Origin of the sequence: Streptomyces sp. NPDC093018 (assembly GCF_040684035.1) — a bacterium.
In the GTDB taxonomy this organism is placed as follows: Bacteria; Actinomycetota; Actinomycetes; order Streptomycetales; family Streptomycetaceae; genus Streptomyces; species Streptomyces murinus.
This window is the reverse complement of sequence record NZ_JBFBFF010000010.1, coordinates 145,926-166,584: the sequence shown is the minus strand read 5'-3', so window position 1 is coordinate 166,584 and position 20,659 is coordinate 145,926. Positions and strand designations below refer to the sequence as shown.

General features: G+C 70.1%; 20 protein-coding genes. 4 read left to right on the top strand and 16 right to left on the bottom strand.

Annotation, left to right across the window (positions count from 1 at the left end):
* Positions 1-240: 240 nt before the first annotated feature.
* From AB0N90_RS23035 to AB0N90_RS23020, 4 genes are all read right to left on the bottom strand, one after another.
* Complete coding sequence (locus AB0N90_RS23035; protein ID WP_365199381.1) at positions 241-1,596, bottom strand: replication-associated recombination protein A; 1,356 nt, start codon at positions 1,594-1,596, stop codon at positions 241-243.
* 71 nt (positions 1,597-1,667) lie between these two features.
* Complete coding sequence (locus AB0N90_RS23030; protein ID WP_361679946.1) at positions 1,668-2,321, bottom strand: vitamin K epoxide reductase family protein; 654 nt, start codon at positions 2,319-2,321, stop codon at positions 1,668-1,670.
* A gap of 385 nt (positions 2,322-2,706) precedes the next feature.
* Complete coding sequence (gene hisS, locus AB0N90_RS23025; protein ID WP_361679949.1) at positions 2,707-3,969, bottom strand: histidine--tRNA ligase; 1,263 nt, start codon at positions 3,967-3,969, stop codon at positions 2,707-2,709.
* Positions 3,970-3,982: 13 nt separating this feature from the next.
* The gene (locus AB0N90_RS23020) at positions 3,983-4,690 is read right to left on the bottom strand and encodes an MBL fold metallo-hydrolase (RefSeq protein ID WP_093681036.1); all 708 of its coding nucleotides are present in this window, start codon (positions 4,688-4,690) and stop codon (positions 3,983-3,985) included.
* Positions 4,691-4,871: 181 nt separating this feature from the next.
* Between AB0N90_RS23020 and AB0N90_RS23015 the strand changes: the two genes are divergently transcribed.
* The 4 genes from AB0N90_RS23015 (at position 4,872) to AB0N90_RS23000 (ending at position 8,025) form a co-directional block, all read left to right on the top strand.
* Entirely contained in the window at positions 4,872-5,705 is an 834-nt protein-coding gene (locus AB0N90_RS23015) for a peptidylprolyl isomerase (protein ID WP_365199378.1), read from the top strand.
* A gap of 143 nt (positions 5,706-5,848) precedes the next feature.
* Entirely contained in the window at positions 5,849-7,078 is a 1,230-nt protein-coding gene (locus AB0N90_RS23010; RefSeq protein WP_085562538.1) for a DUF349 domain-containing protein, read from the top strand.
* 292 nt (positions 7,079-7,370) lie between these two features.
* Positions 7,371-7,790 carry a hypothetical protein gene (locus tag AB0N90_RS23005; protein WP_361679959.1) on the top strand — a complete coding sequence of 140 codons (420 nt, stop codon included), beginning with the start codon at positions 7,371-7,373 and terminating at the stop codon, positions 7,788-7,790.
* A gap of 43 nt (positions 7,791-7,833) precedes the next feature.
* Positions 7,834-8,025 (top strand): hypothetical protein, encoded by a 192-nt coding sequence (locus AB0N90_RS23000; protein ID WP_361679962.1) that lies wholly within the window; start codon positions 7,834-7,836, stop codon positions 8,023-8,025.
* Positions 8,026-8,093: 68 nt separating this feature from the next.
* On the opposite strand, the gene AB0N90_RS22995 is transcribed toward AB0N90_RS23000, so the two are convergent.
* From AB0N90_RS22995 to AB0N90_RS22940, 12 genes are all read right to left on the bottom strand, one after another.
* The gene (locus AB0N90_RS22995; RefSeq protein ID WP_361679965.1) at positions 8,094-10,631 is read right to left on the bottom strand and encodes a bifunctional (p)ppGpp synthetase/guanosine-3',5'-bis(diphosphate) 3'-pyrophosphohydrolase; all 2,538 of its coding nucleotides are present in this window, start codon (positions 10,629-10,631) and stop codon (positions 8,094-8,096) included.
* Between the two features lie 313 nt (positions 10,632-10,944).
* Positions 10,945-11,484: an adenine phosphoribosyltransferase gene (locus AB0N90_RS22990; protein ID WP_365199374.1), complete on the bottom strand. Its 540-nt coding sequence runs from the start codon at positions 11,482-11,484 to the stop codon at positions 10,945-10,947.
* A complete protein-coding gene (gene secF / locus AB0N90_RS22985) occupies positions 11,481-12,584 on the bottom strand; it encodes a protein translocase subunit SecF (protein ID WP_365199372.1) in 1,104 nt (367 codons plus the stop codon). The genes AB0N90_RS22990 and secF overlap by 4 nt, the downstream gene beginning before the upstream one ends.
* 3 nt (positions 12,585-12,587) lie before the next feature.
* Positions 12,588-14,384 carry a protein translocase subunit SecD gene (secD, locus tag AB0N90_RS22980; protein WP_365199369.1) on the bottom strand — a complete coding sequence of 599 codons (1,797 nt, stop codon included), beginning with the start codon at positions 14,382-14,384 and terminating at the stop codon, positions 12,588-12,590.
* A 146-nt stretch (positions 14,385-14,530) separates the two neighbouring features.
* Positions 14,531-15,037 (bottom strand): preprotein translocase subunit YajC, encoded by a 507-nt coding sequence (gene yajC, locus AB0N90_RS22975; RefSeq protein ID WP_085562530.1) that lies wholly within the window; start codon positions 15,035-15,037, stop codon positions 14,531-14,533.
* A 192-nt stretch (positions 15,038-15,229) separates the two neighbouring features.
* Entirely contained in the window at positions 15,230-16,309 is a 1,080-nt protein-coding gene (gene ruvB / locus AB0N90_RS22970; protein ID WP_365199366.1) for a Holliday junction branch migration DNA helicase RuvB, read from the bottom strand.
* 26 nt (positions 16,310-16,335) lie between these two features.
* On the bottom strand, positions 16,336-16,944 hold the full coding sequence (ruvA, locus tag AB0N90_RS22965; protein ID WP_128789218.1) for a Holliday junction branch migration protein RuvA: 609 nt from the start codon (positions 16,942-16,944) through the stop codon (positions 16,336-16,338).
* A complete protein-coding gene (ruvC, locus tag AB0N90_RS22960; protein ID WP_365199363.1) occupies positions 16,941-17,480 on the bottom strand; it encodes a crossover junction endodeoxyribonuclease RuvC in 540 nt (179 codons plus the stop codon). Before ruvC ends, ruvA begins: the two co-directional genes overlap by 4 nt.
* Positions 17,481-17,640: 160 nt before the next feature.
* Positions 17,641-18,393 carry a YebC/PmpR family DNA-binding transcriptional regulator gene (locus tag AB0N90_RS22955; RefSeq protein WP_361679987.1) on the bottom strand — a complete coding sequence of 251 codons (753 nt, stop codon included), beginning with the start codon at positions 18,391-18,393 and terminating at the stop codon, positions 17,641-17,643.
* Between the two features lie 48 nt (positions 18,394-18,441).
* Entirely contained in the window at positions 18,442-19,047 is a 606-nt protein-coding gene (gene pdxT / locus AB0N90_RS22950; RefSeq protein ID WP_365199360.1) for a pyridoxal 5'-phosphate synthase glutaminase subunit PdxT, read from the bottom strand.
* Between the two features lie 26 nt (positions 19,048-19,073).
* Positions 19,074-19,979: a pyridoxal 5'-phosphate synthase lyase subunit PdxS gene (gene pdxS, locus AB0N90_RS22945; RefSeq protein ID WP_085562525.1), complete on the bottom strand. Its 906-nt coding sequence runs from the start codon at positions 19,977-19,979 to the stop codon at positions 19,074-19,076.
* Between the two features lie 127 nt (positions 19,980-20,106).
* Positions 20,107-20,649 carry a hypothetical protein gene (locus AB0N90_RS22940; protein WP_111586967.1) on the bottom strand — a complete coding sequence of 181 codons (543 nt, stop codon included), beginning with the start codon at positions 20,647-20,649 and terminating at the stop codon, positions 20,107-20,109.
* Positions 20,650-20,659: the final 10 nt, after the last annotated feature.

The following is a 20,659-nucleotide window of genomic DNA, read 5'->3' as shown; positions in this document are numbered from 1 at the left end:
AGACCCGCCGGTCCACTTGGGGACCCGCTGGGCAGCCGCTTCCCTGATCTGGGCACATACGTGCAGCACGCGAGTGGCCCACCGACCGCTCCGGGACTCCGGGTGGTGGTGGGCTGCCCGCGACACCGTTCGACGGTGCGCGACGCTCCTGGAGTCCGTCCCCGGGGGGACGGGGTCTCCGGCCCGTTGTCCCGCTCTGACGGCACGGGACTGGGCGCTTCGGAGCATTCTACAGGCTGCTCAGGACCGCCTGCGACCGAGGTGCCTGCGGGTCCAGTCGACCGCGTCCGCGTAGCGCGCCTCGGCGCCGTGCCGGGTCGGCGCGTAGTACTCGCGGTCCTTGATCGTGTCCGGGGCGTACTGCTGCTCGGCGATGCCCTCGGGCACGTCGTGCGGATACACGTAACCCTGTGCGTGGCCGAGTTTGGCGGCGCCCTTGTAGTGGCCGTCGCGCAGATGCGGCGGCACCGCGCCGGACAGGCCCTTGCGGACGTCCTCCAGGGCGGCGCCTATCGCGGTCGTCGCGGAGTTGGACTTGGGGGCGAGCGCGAGGGCGATGGTGGCGTGGCTGAGGGTGAGGGCCGCCTCGGGGAAGCCGATCATGGCGACGGCCTGGGCGGCGGCGACCGCGATGGGCAGCGCGTTCGGGTCGGCCAGGCCGATGTCCTCGCTGGCGGAGATCATCAGGCGCCGTGCGATGAACCGGGGGTCCTCGCCGGCCTCGATCATGCGGGCGAGGTAGTGCAGGGCCGCGTCCACGTCGGAGCCGCGGATGGACTTGATGAGGGCGCTGGCGACGTCGTAGTGCTGGTCGCCGTCGCGGTCGTACGTGACCGCCGCCCGGTCCACGGTCTGCTCCAGGGTGGCGAGGGAGATCTCGCGCTCGTCCTGGTCGAGGGCGGCCCCGGCGGCGGCCTCCAGGGCGGTCAGGGCGCGGCGGGCGTCGCCGCCCGCGATGCGCAGCAGGTGCTCCTCGGTGTCCTCGGGGAGGGTGACCGCGCCCTTCAGGCCGCGCTCGGCGTCCAGGGCGCGCCGCAACAGGCCGCGGATGTCGTCGTCGGTGAGGGGTTCGAGGGTCAGCAGCAGGGAGCGGGACAGCAGCGGGGAGATCACCGAGAAGTAGGGGTTCTCGGTGGTGGCCGCGATCAGGGTCACCCAGCGGTTCTCGACGGCGGGGAGCAGGGAGTCCTGCTGGGCCTTGCTGAAGCGGTGGATCTCGTCCAGGAAGAGGACGGTCTCGGTGCCGAAACCGCCGGTGGCGCGGCGGGCGCCGTCGATGACCGCGCGCACCTCCTTGACGCCCGCGGTGATCGCGGACAGCTCCACGAAGCGCTTGTTGGTGGCCTTGGAGACCACGTAGGCGAGGGTGGTCTTGCCGGTGCCGGGAGGGCCCCAGAGGATCACCGAGGACGGTCCCGCGGGGCCGCCGGAGCCCTCGCCGACCAGGCGGCGCAGGGGCGAGCCGGGCTTGAGCAGATGCCGCTGGCCCACGACCTCGTCGAGGGTGCGCGGGCGCATGCGCACCGCCAGGGGGCTGGCCGCCGGGTCCTTCTCCTGGCGTTCTTCTGCTGCGGCGGTGAAGAGGTCGGGTTCCACGCTGAAACCCTAAGTCACGGCACTGACAATGCGGCCCGGACCCATGCCGGGACCGGGCCGCGGGCGGGGTCTCAGGCCCAGAGGGTGCTGCCCCAGCGGGTCAGGATCAGCATGGCGATGATGCCGCAGTGGGTGACCGGCAGCACCCAGGTGAACTCGCCGAGGAAGGAGCGCAGCCAGCGCGGGGCGGGCAGGAAGGCGTTGCGGACGTTGAACGAGGTGACGTACCAGAACATGGTGATCGTGGCGACCCAGGCCAGCGAGCACCACAGGCACAGCGCGTTGATCCGGTACAGGGACTCGAACTGGAGCCAGGTGACGAAGCAGACACCGAAGAGGGTGCCGAAGTTGAAGGTCAGCCAGTACCAGCGCGGGAAGCGGGCGCGGGTCAGCAGGCTCATGCCGACGCAGATCACGATGCCGTAGCAGACCAGGCCGAGCATCGGGTTGGGGAAGCCGAAGGCGGCGGCCTGCTTGCTCTCCATCACGCTGCCGCAGGAGACCACCGGGTTCACGCTGCAACCGGGCGTGAAGGTCTTGCCCGCGACCTTGTACTCGAGGATCTTGAACTTGTCGAGCGTGATCACCCAGGCGGCCAGCAGTCCGGCCGCGCCGGTGATGACCAGCAGCAGGGCGAAGGCGCGGCTGCCGCCCACGGTGCGGCCGTCGGCGGGGCGGTCGGGACCGGACACCGCGGAGACGTCGTTGACTGTCGTCTTGCTCATCACGCCGATTCCGTCACTTGAGAGTTGGACAATCTTCGGGCACCGGCCATTGTGCCGCACCCTTCTGTGTGTCCACCGTTCGATGGGCATAAGGAAGGCCGCCCGGCGGTCACGGACCGTATGGTTTCGGCCGGAGCATCAAGGCCATGACAGCACATGTGAGCGAATTCGCGGTGAAGGGACGGGGTCGCGCAAGCGGTACGGGGACGTGACCGCGGTGGACGGCCCGGATCCCGGCGCCCGGCGCGGTGAGATGTTCGGGATCCGCCGGCAGGACGAATCGGCGTTCAAGGGGTTGACGACGGGCCCCGGCACGGGCTGCAGGAGCCGTGGAAAAGGGCGCCGGGAATGTCCCCGGCGCCCTTCCTGAACTCGCTGTCGGCTGCTAGCCGAGCCGTGACTCCAGCTCCGCCACGATCTCGTTGACACCGATCGCGCTCTGCTCGCCGGACTCCATGTCCTTGAGCTGGACGACGCCCTCGGCGAGGTCGCGCTCGCCGGCGACCAGGGTGTAACGCGCGCCGCTGCGGTTGGCGTTCTTCATGGCGCCCTTGAGGCCCTTGCCGCCGTAGGCGAAGTCCGCCGCGATGCCCACCTTGCGCAGCTCGGTGACCTTGGCGAACAGGACGCGGCGGGCCTCCTCGCCGAGCGGGACGGCGTACACGGACGTGGTGGACGGGAGGTCCAGCGCCACGCCCTCGGCCTCCAGCGCGAGGACCGTGCGGTCGACGCCCAGGGCCCAGCCGACGGAGGGCAGCGCGGGGCCGCCGATCATCTCGGACAGGCCGTCGTAGCGGCCGCCGCCGCCCACCGCGGACTGCGAGCCGAGGCCGTCGTGCACGAACTCGAAGGTGGTGCGGGTGTAGTAGTCCAGGCCGCGGACCAGCTTCGGGTCGTCCTCGAAGGCCACGCCCGCCGCCGTGATCAGCTCGCGGACCTCCTCGTGGTACGCCTTGCAGGCGTCGCACAGGTAGTCGCGCAGCAGCGGGGCGCCGGTGAGCTGCTTCTGGACCGACTCGCGCTTGTCGTCCAGGACGCGCAGCGGGTTGATCTCGGCGCGCCGCAGCGTGTCCTCGTCGAGGTCCAGGCCGCGCAGGAAGTCCTGGAGAGCGGCCCGGTACACCGGTCGGCACTCCTTGTCGCCCAGGCTGTTGAGCAGGATGCGGAAGTTGCGCAGGCCCAGCGAGCGGTACGCCTGGTCGGCCAGGATGATCAGCTCGGCGTCCAGCGCCGGGTCCTCCGCGCCGATCGCCTCGGCACCGACCTGGGAGAAGTGGCGGTAGCGGCCCTTCTGCGGGCGTTCGTAGCGGTAGTACGAGCCCGAGTACCAGAGCTTGACCGGGAGGTTGCCGGTCTTGTGCAGGTTGGCCTCCAGGGCCGCGCGCAGCACGGAGGCCGTGCCCTCGGGACGCAGGGCGAGCTTGTCGCCGCCCTTGGTCTCGAAGGCGTACATCTCCTTGGTGACGATGTCGGTGGACTCGCCGACACCGCGCGCGAACAGCTCGACGTTCTCGAAGCCGGGGGTCTCGATGTAGCCGTAGCCGGAGTTGCGCAGCGGGGCGGCGATCGCCTCGCGGACCGCGAGGTACGTCGCGGAGTCCGGCGGGATCAGGTCGTAGGTGCCCTTGGGGGCCTGGAAGGTGCTCACGGAAGCTCTCTCGTCACATTCCTCGTCGGGGAGCCGCGGGGGCTCCCTGGCCGGCCGCCACTTCCCGCAGGTAGGGGTTGGTGGCGCGCTCGCGGCCGATGGTCGTCTGGGGGCCGTGGCCGGACAGGACCACGGTGGAGTCGTCGAGCGGCAGGCACACCCGTGCCAGCGACCCGAACATGTCCGCCATGGATCCGCCCGGCAGATCGGTGCGTCCGATGGAGCCGGCGAACAGCAGATCCCCGGAGAAGAACACCGACGGCACGTCGGCGCTCTCGGGCATCCGGAAGGTCACCGACCCCTTGGTATGGCCCGGCGCGTGCGCGACGGAGAACTCCAGTCCGGCCAGGTCCAGCTGCGCGCCGTCCGCCAGCTCCCGGACGTCGTCGGGCTCGCCCACGGTCAGCTCGCCCATGAGGGGCATGCCGATCGAGCGGCCGAGCGCCTTCTCCGGGTCGCTCATCATGAAGCGGTCCTCGGGGTGGATCCAGGCGGGCACGTCATGGGCGCCGCAGACGGGGACGACCGAGGCCACATGGTCGATGTGGCCGTGGGTGAGGACGACGGCGACGGGCTTGAGCCGATGCTTCTTCAGCGCTTCCTCGACTCCCTCGGCGGCCTGGTGGCCCGGGTCGATGATCACGCACTCCTCACCGGCGGCGGGGGCGACGAGGTAGCAGTTCGTCCCCCAAGCCCCGGCGGGGAACCCGGCAATGAGCACGATCGTCCTTCGTTTCATCGGTGTGCAGGTGGTGACAAGGCGGCCTCGACCGCACTCAGAGCCTACCGGCGCTGCCGTTTCCTCAGCGAACCCATATACGGTACGGGGCTACACGCAGTGGTCGGCCCACGAGGACGCACGCGTACCGCTCGACACACGACACGCATGAGGAGAGAACCCGGTGGTCAGCCAGGAGCAGCGGCGGCGTCAGCTCGCCCGGGAGAAGTTCTTGCGGCAGCAGCAGCGACGCACCGAGTCGCGGCGCAAGGCCCGCGTGCGCAACTCCGCGATCGCGTCGGTACTGGGCGTGATCGTGATCGGCAGTGTGGCGCTCTACACGACCCATGTGCTGGGGGGCGACGACAAGAAGACCGACGCCGGCGCCAAGACGAAGCCGAGCGCGTCCACGCAGCAGAGCAAGGCGCCGGACCCGTGCCAGAAGCCGGCGGCGGGCTCGGTGAAGAAGCTCAGCTGGAAGAAGGAACCGGCGATGTCCATCGACACGTCGGCGAAGTACACGATGGACCTCGCGACGACGTGCGGTGACATCTCGATCGCGCTGAAGACGTCGGCGGCCCCGCACACGGTCAACTCCTTCGACTTCCTCGCGGGCAAGGGCTTCTTCGACCACACCAAGTGCCACCGGCTGACCACCGATGGCATCTTCGTGCTCCAGTGCGGCGACCCGCAGGGCACCGGCATGGGCGGTCCCGGCTACACGCTGCCGGACGAGAACCTGAAGGACGCCAGTCTGAAGAAGAACACCTACCCGGCGGGCACGGTGGCGATGGCCAACACCGGCCAGAAGCACACCGGTGGCAGCCAGTTCTTCCTGGTCTACAAGGACAGCCCGCTGCCGGCCCAGTACACGCCGTTCGGCACGATCTCGGCGTCCGGCATGAAGGTGCTGAACAAGATCGCGGCGGCAGGTGCCCAGCCGGCCGACCCGACCTCCGGCAACACCGCCCCGAACGCGACCGTTGTGATCAACAAGGCGACGGTCGCCAAGTCCTGAGAGCGGCCGGGGCCGTCGGCGGAATTTCGGTCGCGCTGGATGCGGACAGGGAACCCGCTGGTCGCCTATGTTGGCCGTGACGAAACTGTGGTCGATGCCCGGGGGCGCTGAGGCACCCCGAGGCATCATGTGGAGGAGGCGCTGTGAGCAGCGACCCGTGGGGCCGCGTCGACGAGACGGGGACCGTGTACGTGCGTACGGCCGACGGCGAGCAGGTCGTCGGATCCTGGGCGGCCGGCTCCCCTGAGGAGGCGCTGGCCTACTTCGAGCGCAAGTACGAGGGCCTGGTTGTCGAGATCGGCCTCCTCGAGAAGCGAGTGCGGACCACCGACCTGTCGGCGAAGGACGCCCAGGCCGCCATCGACCATCTGCGCGAGCAGGTGGACGCGCATCACGCGGTCGGCGATCTGGCCGCGCTGCGCGGTCGGTTGGACAAGCTCGTGGAGACGGTCGAGGCGCGCCGCGAGGAGCGCAAGGTCCAGCGGGCCAAGCAGTCCGACGAGGCCCGCAAGGCCAAGGAGGACCTGGTCGCCGAGGCGGAGCAGCTGGCGCAGTCCGACCAGTGGCGGGCCGCGGGTGAGCGGCTGCGGGCGCTGGTGGACACCTGGAAGGGGCTGCCGCGTCTGGACCGCAAGTCCGACGACGAGCTGTGGCACCGCTTCTCGCACGCCCGGTCGGCGTTCTCCAAGCGCCGCAAGGCGCACTTCGCGCAGCTGGACGCGCAGCGCGAGGACGCCCGTCGGATCAAGGAGCGGCTGGTCGCCGAGGCCGAGTCGCTGTCGGGTTCCACGGACTGGGGTCCGACGGCGGCCCGTTACCGCGATCTGATGTCGGAGTGGAAGGCCGCGGGCCGCGCCCAGCGCGAGCACGAGGACGACCTGTGGAACCGCTTCCGCGGCGCCCAGGACGTGTTCTTCGCGGCGCGCAGCTCGGTGTTCGCCGAGCGGGACGCGGAGCAGGCGGAGAACCTGAAGCTCAAGGAGGAGCTGGCCGAGGAGGCCGAGAAGCTCCTGCCGATCGGTGAGCTGAAGGCCGCCCGTGCCGCCTTCCGTTCGATCAACGAGCGCTGGGAGGCCATCGGCCACGTCCCGCGGGACGCGCGCCCGAAGGTCGAGGGCCGGATGCACACGGTCGAGCGGGCGATCCAGGAGGCCGAGGAGGCCGAGTGGCGCCGGACGAACCCGGAGGCGCGGGCGCGCGCCGAGGGTCTGACCGGTCAGCTCCAGGCCGCCGTGGACAAGCTCGGGACGCAGATCGAGCAGGCCCGCGCCCAGGGCAACAACTCCAGGGCCGACAAGCTCCAGAAGGAGCTGGAAGGCCGCCAGGCACTTCTGGACCAGGCCCTGAAGGGTCTCCAGGAGTTCGGCGGCTGACCTGCCGGCGACAGCACGCACCTCATGGGGCGGTGACCGGAAACGGTTGCCGCCCCGACCGCTTTATGGGCGTCCTGGTTCCGGCCGGACATCATGAATTTCCTCTCAGTGAATCTCGCTGGAGCCCCATTGAACCCCCATGCTTCAATGTGATCATCCGGCGGCACCTGACCAACCGCCTGGATCGATTCATTCATATATCTGGTTCAAATTGAAAACAGGGGGAACATTGCGCGCCCGTACCGCAGGGATCGCAGTATCGCTGGCCGCCGTAGTGGCGTCCGGTGTGGCCATGGCGCCCAGCGCCTTCGCCGCCAACCACGTTTCGAGTCAGGTCTACCGTTTCTATCCCGGCGGGGGCGCGGGCCACAGCCGCACGGGTGAGATCGACTTCGTCGTGACCACCACCCGTGACGGCAAGGGGAAGCTGGTCGACGTGAAGGGCACGTTGTCGGGGCACAACAACGTCCAGGGCATGGCGCTCGGAATCAAGATGGATTTCACCCAGCCGTATGTGAAGAAGGGTGACGGCGGGCGTTACCACGTGGAGGGCAAGGTCGTCCTCCAGGCGTGCATCGCGAAGAAGCTTCCCGTGTGCGGTCCCTCGGGAACCGTGACGTTCAGCGATGTGGTGAACATGTACGGGCCGCAGAGCCCGGCAACCGCCCACACGTCCAACTCCCGGGTGTGGCCCATTTACTCGACCACCTGATCGATGACATTCACGGAGTGACGGAGGAGAGGGGAGAAACTCCTTGAAAAGGACCTGGGCGCATATCGCCGGTGTTCTCCTGGGGCTTATTTTCATCGCCGTCGGGCTCGGCTACTTGTCGGAGGGGCCCGAGAATTCTCCATGGATCCAGGGCGGCGGCGCGCTGATCGCCGTGGCCGGGGTCATTCTCTTCGTGAAGTACTTCAGACGTCTCAGGGCCTGGAAGAGGCACTGAGCGCAGCAAAAAAGGCGGGCCGGGCAGTCACTCTGCCCGGCCCGCCCTTCGCTGTGCTCGGAGCCCCTCTAGTGCTTCTGGCGTCCCGAGGTCACCCGGTAGACGTCGTACACGCCCTCCACGCCCCGTACGGCCTTCAGGACGTGTCCCAGGTGCTTGGGGTCGCCCATCTCGAAGGTGAAGCGGGAGGTGGCGACGCGGTCCCGGGAGGTCTGGACGGCGGCCGAGAGGATGTTGACGTGCTGGTCGGACAGCACGCGGGTGACGTCCGACAGCAGGCGGGAGCGGTCCAGGGCCTCGACCTGGATGGCGACCAGGAAGACCGAGGACTGGGTGGGCGCCCACTCGACGTCCAGGATGCGCTCCGGCTCCCGGGACAGCGAGTCCACGTTGACGCAGTCGCTGCGGTGCACGGAGACGCCGCTGCCGCGGGTGACGAAACCGATGATCGGGTCGCCGGGCACGGGCGTGCAGCAGCGGGCCAGCTTCACCCACACGTCGTCGACGCCCTTGACCACGACACCGGGGTCGGCGCTGGAGCGGCGCTTGCGACGGCCGCGGGACGGCGGGACCGTCTCGTCGATCTCCTCGGTGGCGGCCTCCTCGCCGCCGAGGGCCTGCACCAGCTTCTGCACGATGTTCTGCGCGGAGACATGGCCCTCGCCTATCGCCGCGTACAGCGCGGAGATGTCCGAGTAGCGCATCTCGTGCGCGAGCGTGATCAGGGAGTCGCCGTTCAGGATGCGCTGGATCGGCAGGTTCTGCTTGCGCATGGCCCGCACGATGGCGTCCTTGCCCTGCTCGATCGCCTCGTCCCGGCGCTCCTTGGAGAACCAGGCGCGGATCTTGTTGCGCGCCCGGGGCGACTTGACGAACCCGAGCCAGTCCCGGGAGGGTCCGGCGCCGGGCGCCTTGGAGGTGAAGACCTCGACCAGGTCGCCGTTGTCCAGGGTGGACTCCAGCGGTACGAGGCGGCCGTTGACCCGCGCTCCTATGGTGCGGTGGCCCACCTCGGTGTGCACGGCATAGGCGAAGTCCACCGGGGTGGCGCCGGCCGGGAGCGCTATGACGTCGCCCTTGGGCGTGAAGACGAAGACCTCGTTGCGCGACAGGTCGAAGCGCAGCGACTCCAGGAACTCGCCCGGGTCCTCGGTCTCCTTCTGCCAGTCGAGCAACTGCCGCAGCCACGCCATGTCGTTGATGGCGTCCTTGTCCTTGCCGGCCGTCTTGGGCGCGTCGGTGCGCACCTTGGAGGCGCCGGCGACGGCCTCCTGCTTGTACTTCCAGTGCGCGGCGATGCCGTACTCGGCGCGGCGGTGCATGTCGAAGGTGCGGATCTGGAGTTCGACGGGCTTGCCGTTGGGGCCGATCACCGTGGTGTGCAGTGACTGGTACATGTTGAACTTGGGCATCGCGATGTAGTCCTTGAACCGGCCGGGGACCGGGTTCCATCGCGCGTGCACGGTGCCGAGGGCGGCATAGCAGTCGCGGACCGTGTCGACCAGGACACGGATGCCCACCAGGTCGTAGATCTCCGCGAAGTCGCGGCCGCGGACGATCATCTTCTGGTAGACGCTGTAGTAGTGCTTCGGGCGCCCGGTGACGGTCGCCTTGATGCGGGCGGCCCGCAGGTCGGACTGGACCTCGTCGGTCACTATGGCGAGGTACTCGTCGCGCTTGGGCGCCCGTTCGGCCACCAGCCGGACGATCTCGTCGTACATCTTGGGGTAGAGGATCGCGAAGGCGAGGTCCTCCAGTTCCCACTTGATGGTGTTCATGCCCAGGCGGTGGGCGAGCGGCGCGTAGATCTCCAGGGTCTCGCGCGCCTTCTTCTCCTGCTTCTCGCGCTTGAGGTAGCGCATGGTGCGCATGTTGTGCAGCCGGTCGGCGAGCTTGATGACCAGGACACGGGGGTCCTTGGCCATGGCGACGACCATCTTGCGCACGGTCTCGGCCTGCGCGGCCTCGCCGAACTTGACCTTGTCCAGCTTGGTGACGCCGTCGACGAGCAGGGCGACCACGTCGCCGAAGTCGCGGCGCAGGTCCTCCAGGCCGTACTCGGTGTCCTCGACGGTGTCGTGCAGCAGGCCCGCCATCAGCGTGGCCGGGTCCATGCCCAGCTCGGCGAGGATGGTGGTGACCGCGAGCGGGTGCGTGATGTACGGGTCGCCGCTCTTGCGCTTCTGGCCGCGGTGCCAGCGTTCGGCGACCTGGTAGGCGCGCTCGATCTGGCGGAGGGTGGCGTTCTCGATCTTCGGGTCATTGCTGCGCACTATCCGCAGCAGCGGTTCCAGGACCGGGTTGTACGGGTTGGCGCGCTGGACGCCGAGCCGGGCCAGGCGGGCGCGGACGCGGTTGGAGGAGCCGGAGCGGCCGTTCTGCACGGCGGGCGGGCGCACGACGGGAGGCTGGGCGGGGCGCTCGACGGGGGTCGCCGGTTTGGGACGCGAGGACTCCGCGGACTTCTCGACGGGCGCGGCCGGGGCGTGCTCGACCGCCCCGCGGGTGTCGTTCTTGGCGGTCGACACAGTGGGCGCGGGCTTGGCCGCGGGCGCCGAGGCGGGCTCGGGCTTGGCGGCGGTCAGTCTCTGGGCCTCGTCTGGCAAGAGGGCTCCTCGTGCACGTTCCGGGTCCCCCGGTCAGGCTCCGGAGACCCCATGGTAGCGATCCCGCCGCCGCGGATCGCCCGCAGGCGGATCGTAGGGACCGACTACCCCGGTAACGCCGGAGGTGCACCTGGGATTCCGGGAGGTGGCCGGGCGGTGCCGCCGAGGACGCGCAGAGCCGGGAGGACCGGGACGTGGAGCACCGGGAAGACCAGGGCGCGGAGCGCCGGGAGGACCGGGCCGGGAACGCCGTACGGCCGCCTCGGCGGGGTGCCGGGGCGGCCGTACGGCGTTGCTGCCGGCGGAAGCCTGGTCAGACCTGGAGGAGGGCCTCCAGGGGGGCTCCGGCGAGGGTCGGTTCCAGCCGGGTGCGGGCGCCGAGGAAGCCCAGCTCCATCAGGACCGCGAGGCCCGCGACCTCGGCACCGGCGCGCTGGATGAGGTGGATGGCCGCCTCGGCGGTGCCACCGGTGGCCAGCACGTCGTCCACGATCAGGACGCGGTCGCCGGAGGTCAGGTCCTCCGCGTGCACCTCGATCTCGGCCGAGCCGTACTCCAGGTCGTAGGCCTGGCGCAGGGTGGCGCCGGGCAGCTTGCCCGCCTTGCGGACCGGGATGAAGCCCAGGCCCGCGCGGACGGCGACCGGGGCGCCGAGGATGAAGCCCCGGGCCTCCAGACCGACGATCTTGGTGGCACCGGTGCCGGTGGCGATACCGGCGAGCGTGTCGGTCAGGGCGGTGAACGCGGCGGGGTCCGCCAGGAGCGGGGTGATGTCCTTGAACATCACTCCCGGCTCCGGGTAGTCCGCGACGTCACGGATGCGGCTGAGCAGCAGCTCCTGGATGTCGGTCATCGGCGCTTGCCGCCCGCCTGCCGGCCGCGGCCACGGCCGCGGGCGGAGGGCTGGTTGCGCGGGCCGACCACGGCGGGCGCGGCGTCCTCGGTGTCGTCGCCACCGGTGGTGACGGGACCGTCCTCCGAAGCGGCCTGGGCGCGCTTGGCCATGATCCGCTTGGTGAGCGCCTTCATCGCGGGCTCGCGCTCCTTGAGATCGGCGACCAGCGGAGTGGCGATGAAGATCGAGGAGTACGCACCGGCCGCGAGGCCGACGAACAGCGACAGCGAGATGTCGTTGAGGTCACCGGCGCCGAGGAAGCCGCCGCCGATGAAGAGCAGACCGGCGACCGGCAGCAGGGCGACGACCGTGGTGTTGATGGAGCGGACCAGGGTGCCGTTGATCGACCGGTTGGCGATCTCGCTGTAGGTGAAGCGGGTCTGCTTGGTGATGTCCTTGGTCTGCTCCTTGAGGCTGTCGAAGACGACGACCGTGTCGTAGAGCGAGTAACCGAGGATGGTCAGCAGACCGATGATGGTGCCGGGCGAGACCTCGAAGCCGACCAGGGCGTAGATACCGGTCGTGATGGTGATGTCGTGGATCAGCGCGATCAGGGCCGCGACGGCCATGCGCCACTCGAAGGCGATGGCCAGGTAGATCACGACGAGCACCATGAAGATCGCCAGGCCCTCCCAGGCCTTGTTGGCGATCTCCTGGCCCCAGCTCGGGCCGACCAGGTCGGCGGCGAGCTTCTCGGGGTTGAGCTTCAGGTCCTTGGCCAGGCTCTCCTTGACCTGGTCGGACTTGGCCGTGTCCAGGCCGGCGACCTGGATGCGCAGGCTGCCGTTGCCGAGCTTCTGCACGACGGCCTCGTGGCCGGAGGCGTCCTTGGCGTACGACTCCGCCTGAGCGATCGAGGTGCTCATGTTGGTCGGCGTCGTGAAGACGGCGCCGCCCTGGAAGTCGATGCTCATGTTCAGGCCGCGCACCGCCAGGCCGAGGATGGCCGTGATGGTGATCAGGATGGAGACGCCGTACCAGATCTTGCGCTTGCCGATGAAGTCGTAGCTGATCTCACCGCGGTGCAGCCGGGCGCCGATGGAGCCGAGTTTCGACATCGCTCACGCCTCCTTCGGGTCGACAGGGCCGGCGGCGGGGCCGGCGGGACGGCGGGTGCGGCGCAGCGGCGGCTTGCCACCGAGGCTCTTCGGGTCGAGGCCGGACCACTTGTGGCCGTTGCCGAAGAACTTGCGGCGGGCGAGCAGGGTCATCAGCGGCTTGGTGAACAGGAAGACGACGACCACGTCGAGCACGGTGGTCAGGCCCAGCGTGAACGCGAAGCCCTGGACCTTGCCGACGGTCACGATGAACAGCACGGCGGCGGCGAGGAACGACACGAAGTCGGAGACCAGGACGGTGCGCCGGGCGCGCGGCCAGGCACGCTCGACGGCGGGTCGCAGCGAGCGGCCCTCGCGGATCTCGTCCCTGATGCGTTCGAAGTACACGATGAACGAGTCGGCGGTGATACCGATGGCGACGATGGCGCCGCAGACGGCCGGCAGGTTCAGTGCGAAATGGATGGCCGGGCCGAGCAGCGACATGATCACGTAGGTGAGGATCGCCGAGACGAGCAGCGAGGCCATGGCGACGAGCGACAGGCCGCGGTAGTAGACCACCAGGTAGAGCACGACCAGGGCGAGGCCGATGGCGCCGGCGAGCAGACCGGCGTGCAGCTGCTGACCGCCGAGCGCGGCGGTCACGGTGGTGACGGACTGCTCCTGGAAGGAGAGCGGCAGCGCGCCGTACGACAGCATGTTGGCGAGGCTCTGCGCGTCCTGCTGCGTGAAGCTGCCGGAGATCTCCGCCTGGCCGCCGGTGATGGCCAGACTGACATACGGGCTGGAGACGACCTCGCCGTCCAGGACGATGCCGAACTCGTTCTGCGGGGCCTGGTTCTTGGCCAGCTCGCCGGTGATGTCGGCGAACTTCTTGGCGCCCGTGGAGTTGAAGGTCATCTGGACCTGCCAGCCGGAGGCGCCCTGGGTGTCGAAGACGGCCTGGGCCTTCTTCACCTCGGTGCCGTCCACGCCGGCCGGGCCGAGCAGGTACTTGTAGTAGCCCTTGCCGACCTTGCCGCAGGCGATGGTGGAGTCGCCCGGCTTGGCGTTGTTGCCCGCCTTGGCGCGGTCGTCCGGGTTGGAGCAGTCCAGGGCGGTGTACGCGGCCTGGAGCTTGGCCGTGTCCGTGCCGCCGGAGGCCGAGGGGGTCGGCTTCGGGGAGGAGCCGCCGGTGGGCGTCGCGCTCGGCGAGGGGCTGGAGCCGGCCTTGAGCGCGTCGGTGACCACACGGCCCTGCGTGGTCGCGGAGCCGGTCGGGGACGTGCTCGACGACGGGGACGAGGACGACGGGGAGGAGGCCTTCTGCGAGGAGGAGGCGCTCGGGGAGGAGCTGGAGCCCGGCTTGGGCGAGGAGCCGGCCGTCGGGGAGCCACTCGGCGAGGGGCTGGCCGCGGCACCGCTGGGCTCGCTGGCCAGAACCGGCCGGAAGTAGAGCTTGGCGGTGGTGCCGACCTGCTGCTGGGCCTCCTTGGAGTTGGTGCCCCGCGGGATGTTGACAATGATGTTGTCGGTTCCCTGGGTCTGCACCTCCGCCTCGGAGACGCCGAGGCCGTTGACACGGCGGTTCATGATCTCGACCGCGGTGTCCATGTTGGCCTTGTTGACCGCGGACCCCTGGTCGGCCTTCGCCTTGAGCGTGATGCTCGTACCACCGGCGAGGTCGATGCCGAGACGCGGGGTGGTGTGCCCGGAGGCGAACATCCCTCCGGTGAGCGCCACGATGGCGATCAGGATGAGGGCCAGTGAGCGCCCTGGTTTGCTCTGGGCGCTCGCGCTCCGGCCCTTCTTAGGTGCTGCCACCTTCTCGTACTCCCTCTCGGGCCGCTCCGGCGCCCGGTCGGCGCTCGGCGGCCATGACATGGTGTCGGGCTCCCCGTACGGGAAACAGACGCGCCCGGTGGTGCGCGGGGCGTGATTATGCCGTCTCGCGCACCACCGGGGCGTGACTACTTCGCGTCGGAATCGCCGTCGGACTTCTTCGGCTTGTCCTCCGTCGAGGCCTCGGCGGCCTCGGACTCGTCGGCGGTGTCCTCGTCTGCGTCCTTCTTACCGAGGTCGATCTTGTCGTCGGAGGCGGCGGCAGCGGCGGCAGATCCGTCGGTCTCGTCGGTCTCGGTGAGGGAGGAGGCGTCGTCCGGGACGATGTCGGCGTCGGACTTCAGGTCGTGCTCGATGCCGTGCACGATGCGGTTGTACTCGTCGTCGGTGAGGACGGCGCCGATCGCGTTCTTGGCGAAGAGGAGGTCGACACCGGGAGCGGCGTCCAGGAGGACGGTGTCCTCATTGACCTCCTTGACCGTCGCGTACATTCCCCCGATCGTGCGGACACCGGAGCCGGGCTGCATCTCATTGCGCATCTGCGCGGCCTGAGTCTGCTTCTTCTTGGCAGAGCGCGTCATCAGGAACATGGCCGCGATGAGCACGATGAACGGGAGAAGGGTATACGGATTCACGGGACGGGATTTCCTTCGCGCGACCGCGACGGAGAGCGGCCTTTTCGGGGATGGGGGTGTGTCGGCGCCGCCCACAAGGGCGGCATCGGCGGAGTCTAAGCGAGTCCGCACACATGGAACAACGCCCAGCATGGCACCTGGGTTCCGCACCGGGCCACCACCGAAGCGGAGGGATGCCCGGGGCCGGTGGTGTCACGTCCCGAACAGGTCCGGTTGTCCGTTTCCCGACGCGGCGGAGCCGGGCGGGGTGAGACCGAGGTGCGTCCAGGCGGCAGGCGTGGCGACGCGGCCGCGCGGGGTGCGGGCCAGCAGTCCCTCGCGGACCAGGAAGGGCTCGGCGACCTCCTCGACGGTCTCCCGCTCCTCCCCCACCGCGACGGCCAGGGTGGACAGGCCGACGGGGCCGCCGGCGAAAAGCTTCAGCAAAGCCTCCAGGACGGCACGGTCCAGCCGGTCGAGGCCGCGTGCGTCGACCTCGTAGACGGCGAGGGCGGCACCGGCGATGTCCCGGGTGATCGCGCCGTCCGCCTTGACCTGCGCGTAGTCGCGGACGCGGCGCAGCAGGCGGTTGGCGATACGGGGGGTGCCGCGGGAGCGGCCGGCGATCTCGGCGGCGCCGTCCGTGTCGATACCGACGTCCAGGAGCTGCGCGGAGCGGTGCACGACGCGCTCCAGTTCGCGGGGCTCGTAGAACTCCATGTGCGCGGTGAAGCCGAAGCGGTCGCGCAGCGGGGGCGGCAGCAGCCCGGCCCGGGTGGTGGCGCCGACCAGGGTGAACGGGGGCAGATCGAGGGGAATGGCGGTGGCGCCGGGGCCCTTGCCGACGATGACGTCGACGCGGAAGTCCTCCATCGCCATGTAGAGCATCTCCTCGGCGGGCCGGGACATGCGGTGGATCTCGTCCAGGAAGAGCACCTCGCCCTCCTGGAGGGAGGAGAGGATCGAGGCGAGGTCGCCGGCGTGCTGGATGGCGGGGCCCGAGGTGATGCGGATGGGGGCGCCCATCTCGGCGGCGATGATCATCGACAGGGTGGTCTTGCCGAGGCCGGGGGCGCCGGAGAGCAGCACGTGGTCGGCGGTGGCGCCGCGCGCGCGGGCCGCCCGCAGCACCAGGTCGAGCTGTTCGCGGACCTTCTCCTGGCCGATGAACTCGCCGAGATCCTTGGGGCGCAGGGCGGCCTCGACGGCCTGGTCCTCGCGGTCGGCGGCGGAGCCCACCAGTCGCTCGGCGGCGGGCGTGTCGGCGGTGTCGGCCGTGTCGTCCCAGTTCATGTGGTGTGCCTCAACAGGGGTGGGGGTCAGCGGGCGCGGTTCAGGGTCTGCAGGGCGGCCTTCAGGAGCGGGCCGACCTGCGGGGTGCCGCCCGCCGCCTCGGCCTGCGGGGCCACGGCGGTCACGGCCTCCTCGGCCTCGCGGGTGGCGTAGCCGAGGCCGATGAGGGCCGCGTGCAGCTGGTCGCGCCAGCCCTGGGTGACCGGGGCGCCGATGGCGGGGGCGGTGCCGACGGGGGCGCCGAGGCGGTCCTTCAGTTCCAGGAGCAGCTTCTGCGCGCCCTTCTTGCCGATGCCGGGGACCGCGGTCAGGGCCTTCTCGTCACCGGTGGCGACGGCGCGGCGCAGCGCGTCCGGGGAGTGCACGGCGAGCATGGCCTGGGCGAGGCGGGGGCCGACGCCGCTGGCGGTCTGGAGCAGGACGAAGACCTGGCGGGCGTCGTCGTCCGCGAAGCCGTACAGGGTCAGCGAGTCCTCGCGCACGACCAGGGAGGTGTGCAGTTTGGCGGGCTGTCCGACGCGGAGCGTGGAGAGCGTGTCCGGGGTGCACTGGACGGACATGCCGACACCGCCGACCTCCACCACCGCGGCGTCGGGGGCGAGCGCGGCGACCGTGCCGCTGACGAAGGCGATCATGCCGTACGGCCTTTCGTTGCGTGGGTGGTGTGCAGGGCGACGGCCTGCTGGAGTCGGTTCTGGGCGGGGGCGCGCCAGATGTGGCAGATGGCGAGGGCGAGGGCGTCGGCCGCGTCGGCGGGTTTCGGGGGCGCGGCGAGCCGGAGCAGCCGGGTGACCATGGCGCCGACCTGGGCCTTGTCGGCGCGGCCCGAGCCGGTGACGGCGGCCTTGACCTCGCTGGGGGTGTGCAGTGCGACGGGGATGCCGCGGCGGGCGGCGCACAGCATGGCGACGGCGCTTGCCTGGGCGGTGCCCATCACGGTGCGCACATTGTGCTGGCTGAAGACGCGCTCCACGGCGACGAACTCGGGCCGGTGTTCGTCCAGCCACGCCTCGATGCCCTGCTCGACGGCGAGCAGCCGGCGGCTGAGCTCGGCGTCCGCGGCGGTGCGGACGACGCCGACGCCGATCATGGTGAGCGGGCGCCCCGCGACCCCCTCGACCACGCCGACCCCGCACCGGGTCAGTCCCGGGTCCACCCCCAGCACCCGCACGGGCCCCTCCCTCCGACCGCTCGATCACCTGTTTGTGCAGGCTATCGGGTGGCACTGACAACGCCGCGCACCAACGCCCCCGTTGCCGCCCCGCCGGTACCCGGCAACACGACGGGCCGACGGGGTGTGTCCCGTCGGCCCGGTCGGTCAGCCGTACGCGTTACGCGTCGACCTTCTCCATGACCTCGTCGCTCACGTCGAAGTTGGCGAAGACGTTCTGCACGTCGTCGCTGTCCTCCAGGGCGTCGATCAGCTTGAAGATCTTCCTGGCGCCCTCCTCGTCCAGCTCGACCTGCATGGTCGGGACGAAGTTGGCCTCGGCGGAGTCGTAGTCGATGCCGGACTCCTGGAGGGCGGTGCGGACCGCGACCAGGTCGGTGGCCTCGCTGAGCACCTCGAAGGACTCACCGAGGTCGTTGACCTCCTCGGCACCGGCGTCCAGGACAGCGCCGAGCACGTCGTCCTCGCTCAGCTCGCCCTTGGGGACGATGACGACGCCCTTGCGGTTGAAGAGGTACGACACCGAGCCCGGGTCGGCCATGTTGCCGCCGTTGCGGGTCATGGCCACGCGCACGTCGGAGGCGGCGCGGTTGCGGTTGTCGGTGAGGCACTCGATGAGCACCGCGACGCCGTTCGGGCCGTAACCCTCGTACATGATCGTCTCGTAGTCGGCGCCGCCGGCCTCAAGACCGCCACCGCGCTTGATCGCGGAGTCGATGTTCTTGTTCGGGACCGACTGCTTCTTGGCCTTCTGGACGGCGTCGTAGAGCGTCGGGTTGCCTTCGAGGTCGACGCCGCCCATCCGCGCGGCGACCTCGATGTTCTTGATCAGCTTCGCGAAGAGCTTGCCGCGCTTGGCGTCGATCACGGCCTTCTTGTGCTTCGTCGTAGCCCATTTAGAGTGGCCGGACATCTGCCTGTCTCCTTCGCGTTACCCATCTATGAACGAACGCCTGAGATCCTACAAGGACTCCGCGTCGGCGTTGGCGCGCACCATGTCGACGAACAGGGCGTGCACCCGGTGGTCGCCGGTCAGTTCCGGGTGGAACGACGTGGCGAGCGCGTTGCCCTGGCGGACGGCGACGATATGGCCGCCGTGCTCGGCGAGCACCTCGGTGTCCGCGCCCACGGACTCCACCCAGGGGGCGCGGATGAAGACGCCCTCCACAGGATCGCCCGCGACGCCGCGCACGTCGATCGCGGCCTCGAAGGACTCGTTCTGTCGTCCGAAGGCGTTACGGCGCACGATCATGTCGATGCCGCCGATGGTCTCCTGGCCCGAGCGCGGGTCGAGGATCTTGTCGGCCAGCATGATCATGCCCGCGCAGGTGCCGTAGACGGGCATGCCCCTGCGCACCCGGGCGCGCAGGGGCTCCATCACCCCGAAGAGCACGGCCAGCTTGGAGATGGTGGTGGACTCGCCGCCGGGCAGGACGAGCGCGTCGACCTCGGCGAGTTCCTCGGGGCGCCGCACCGGCCTGGCCACGGCGTCCGCCGCGGCCAGGGCGATGAGGTGCTCCCGTACGTCGCCCTGGAGCGCCAGGACACCGATGACAGGAGTGTTCATGGGGTTCAGTTACCTGTGGCCTGTGGTTACCAGCCGCGGTTCGCGTAGCGCTCGGTCTCGGGGAGGGTGTCGCAGTTGATGCCGACCATGGCCTCGCCGAGGTCGCGCGACGCGTCCGCGATGATCTTCGGGTCGTCGTAGAAGGTGGTGGCCTTCACGATGGCGGCGGCGCGCTTGGCCGGGTCGCCGGACTTGAAGATGCCGGAGCCGACGAACACGCCCTCGGCGCCGAGCTGGCGCATCAGGGCCGCGTCGGCCGGGGTGGCCACGCCGCCGGCGGAGAACAGCACCACGGGGAGCTTGCCCAGCTCGGCGACCTCCTTGACCAGCTCGTAGGGGGCGCGCAGCTCCTTGGCGGCGGCGTACAGCTCGTTGTTGTCGCAGCCGCGCAGCTTGGCGATCTCGCCCTTGATCTGGCGCAGGTGGCGCACGGCCTCCACGACGTTGCCGGTGCCGGCCTCGCCCTTGGAGCGGATCATCGCGGCGCCCTCGGCGATGCGGCGCAGGGCCTCGCCCAGATTGGTGGCACCACACACGAACGGGGTGGTGAACGCCCACTTGTCCGAGTGGTTGACCTCGTCGGCCGGGGTGAGGACCTCGGACTCGTCGATGTAGTCCACGCCGAGGGACTGGAGGACCTGGGCCTCGACGAAGTGGCCGATGCGGGACTTGGCCATGACCGGGATCGAGACGGCCTCGATGATGCCCTCGATCATGTCCGGGTCGGACATCCGGGCCACGCCGCCGTCCTTGCGGATGTCGGCCGGGACCCGCTCCAGGGCCATGACGGCGACGGCGCCCGCGTCCTCGGCGATCTTCGCCTGCTCCGGGGTGACGACATCCATGATGACGCCGCCCTTGAGCTGCTCGGCCATGCCGCGCTTCACGCGGGCGGTGCCGGTCTCGGGAGCCTGGTTCTCGGTGGTGGACACGGGCGACCTCACTGAAGGGAAAGAGGGTTCTCTGCTGCACCGAGGAAACGCGAGGGGACCAGGCCACAGCAAGGGCCAATGGAAAGCCCGTGGCTCGTTTTCGCTGGGAATGCCAGGTGAGGGGCGGTCAGGCGACCCGTTCCACCAGGGCGGCGGGGGGTTCGTCGTCCATCTCGAAGGCCAGCGGGAAGGGGGCGTGGCCTGCCAGCCGGAACCAGCGGACCTTGCGGTGCCCGCGCAGCCTGCGGGCGGCGCCCACGGCGTCGTTGTGGAAGCGACGGGCCATCGGGACCCGGCGCACGGCCTCGGCCAGCTCATGGGCCGCGTCCTCGCCGCCGGGCGCCTCTCGCAGGGCCTCCACCTGGGCCGGTTCCGCGAACACCGCACGCAGGGCCTGGCTCAGCTCGCTCTCGGCGACCTCCCGCTGCTCCTCCTCGGCCTGCCGGGCGGCGTGCGCGGCCTCGTACAGCACGATCGAGGCGGCCGGGTCGAGCACGCCGGAGGTGGCGAGTTCCTGGGCCACGGAGGCGCGGCGCAGCAGCTGGGCGTCGAGCGCGGCGCGGGCGGCGTCCATCCGTACGTGCAGCCGGTCCAGGCGTCCTGCGGTCCAGCTCAGGTAGACGCCGATCGCGAGGAGGGCGACGAGGATCCAGATGAGGGTTGCGGTCACGCGGGAAGGC

Excerpts from the sequence above, each read along its gene's own strand:
- ruvB (WP_365199366.1), bottom strand. The coding sequence starts at position 16,309 with ATGAACTGGGACGACACGGCCGACACCGCCGACACGCCCGCCGCCGAG.
- AB0N90_RS22990 (WP_365199374.1), bottom strand. The coding sequence starts at position 11,484 with ATGACCGACATCCAGGAGCTGCTGCTCAGCCGCATCCGTGACGTCGCG.
- ruvA (WP_128789218.1), bottom strand. The coding sequence starts at position 16,944 with ATGATCGCCTTCGTCAGCGGCACGGTCGCCGCGCTCGCCCCCGACGCC.
- secF (WP_365199372.1), bottom strand. The coding sequence starts at position 12,584 with ATGTCGAAACTCGGCTCCATCGGCGCCCGGCTGCACCGCGGTGAGATC.
- pdxT (WP_365199360.1), bottom strand. The coding sequence starts at position 19,047 with ATGAACACTCCTGTCATCGGTGTCCTGGCGCTCCAGGGCGACGTACGG.
- AB0N90_RS23030 (WP_361679946.1), bottom strand. The coding sequence starts at position 2,321 with ATGAGCAAGACGACAGTCAACGACGTCTCCGCGGTGTCCGGTCCCGAC.
- AB0N90_RS22955 (WP_361679987.1), bottom strand. The coding sequence starts at position 18,393 with ATGTCCGGCCACTCTAAATGGGCTACGACGAAGCACAAGAAGGCCGTG.
- AB0N90_RS23005 (WP_361679959.1), top strand. The coding sequence starts at position 7,371 with ATGGCGCCCAGCGCCTTCGCCGCCAACCACGTTTCGAGTCAGGTCTAC.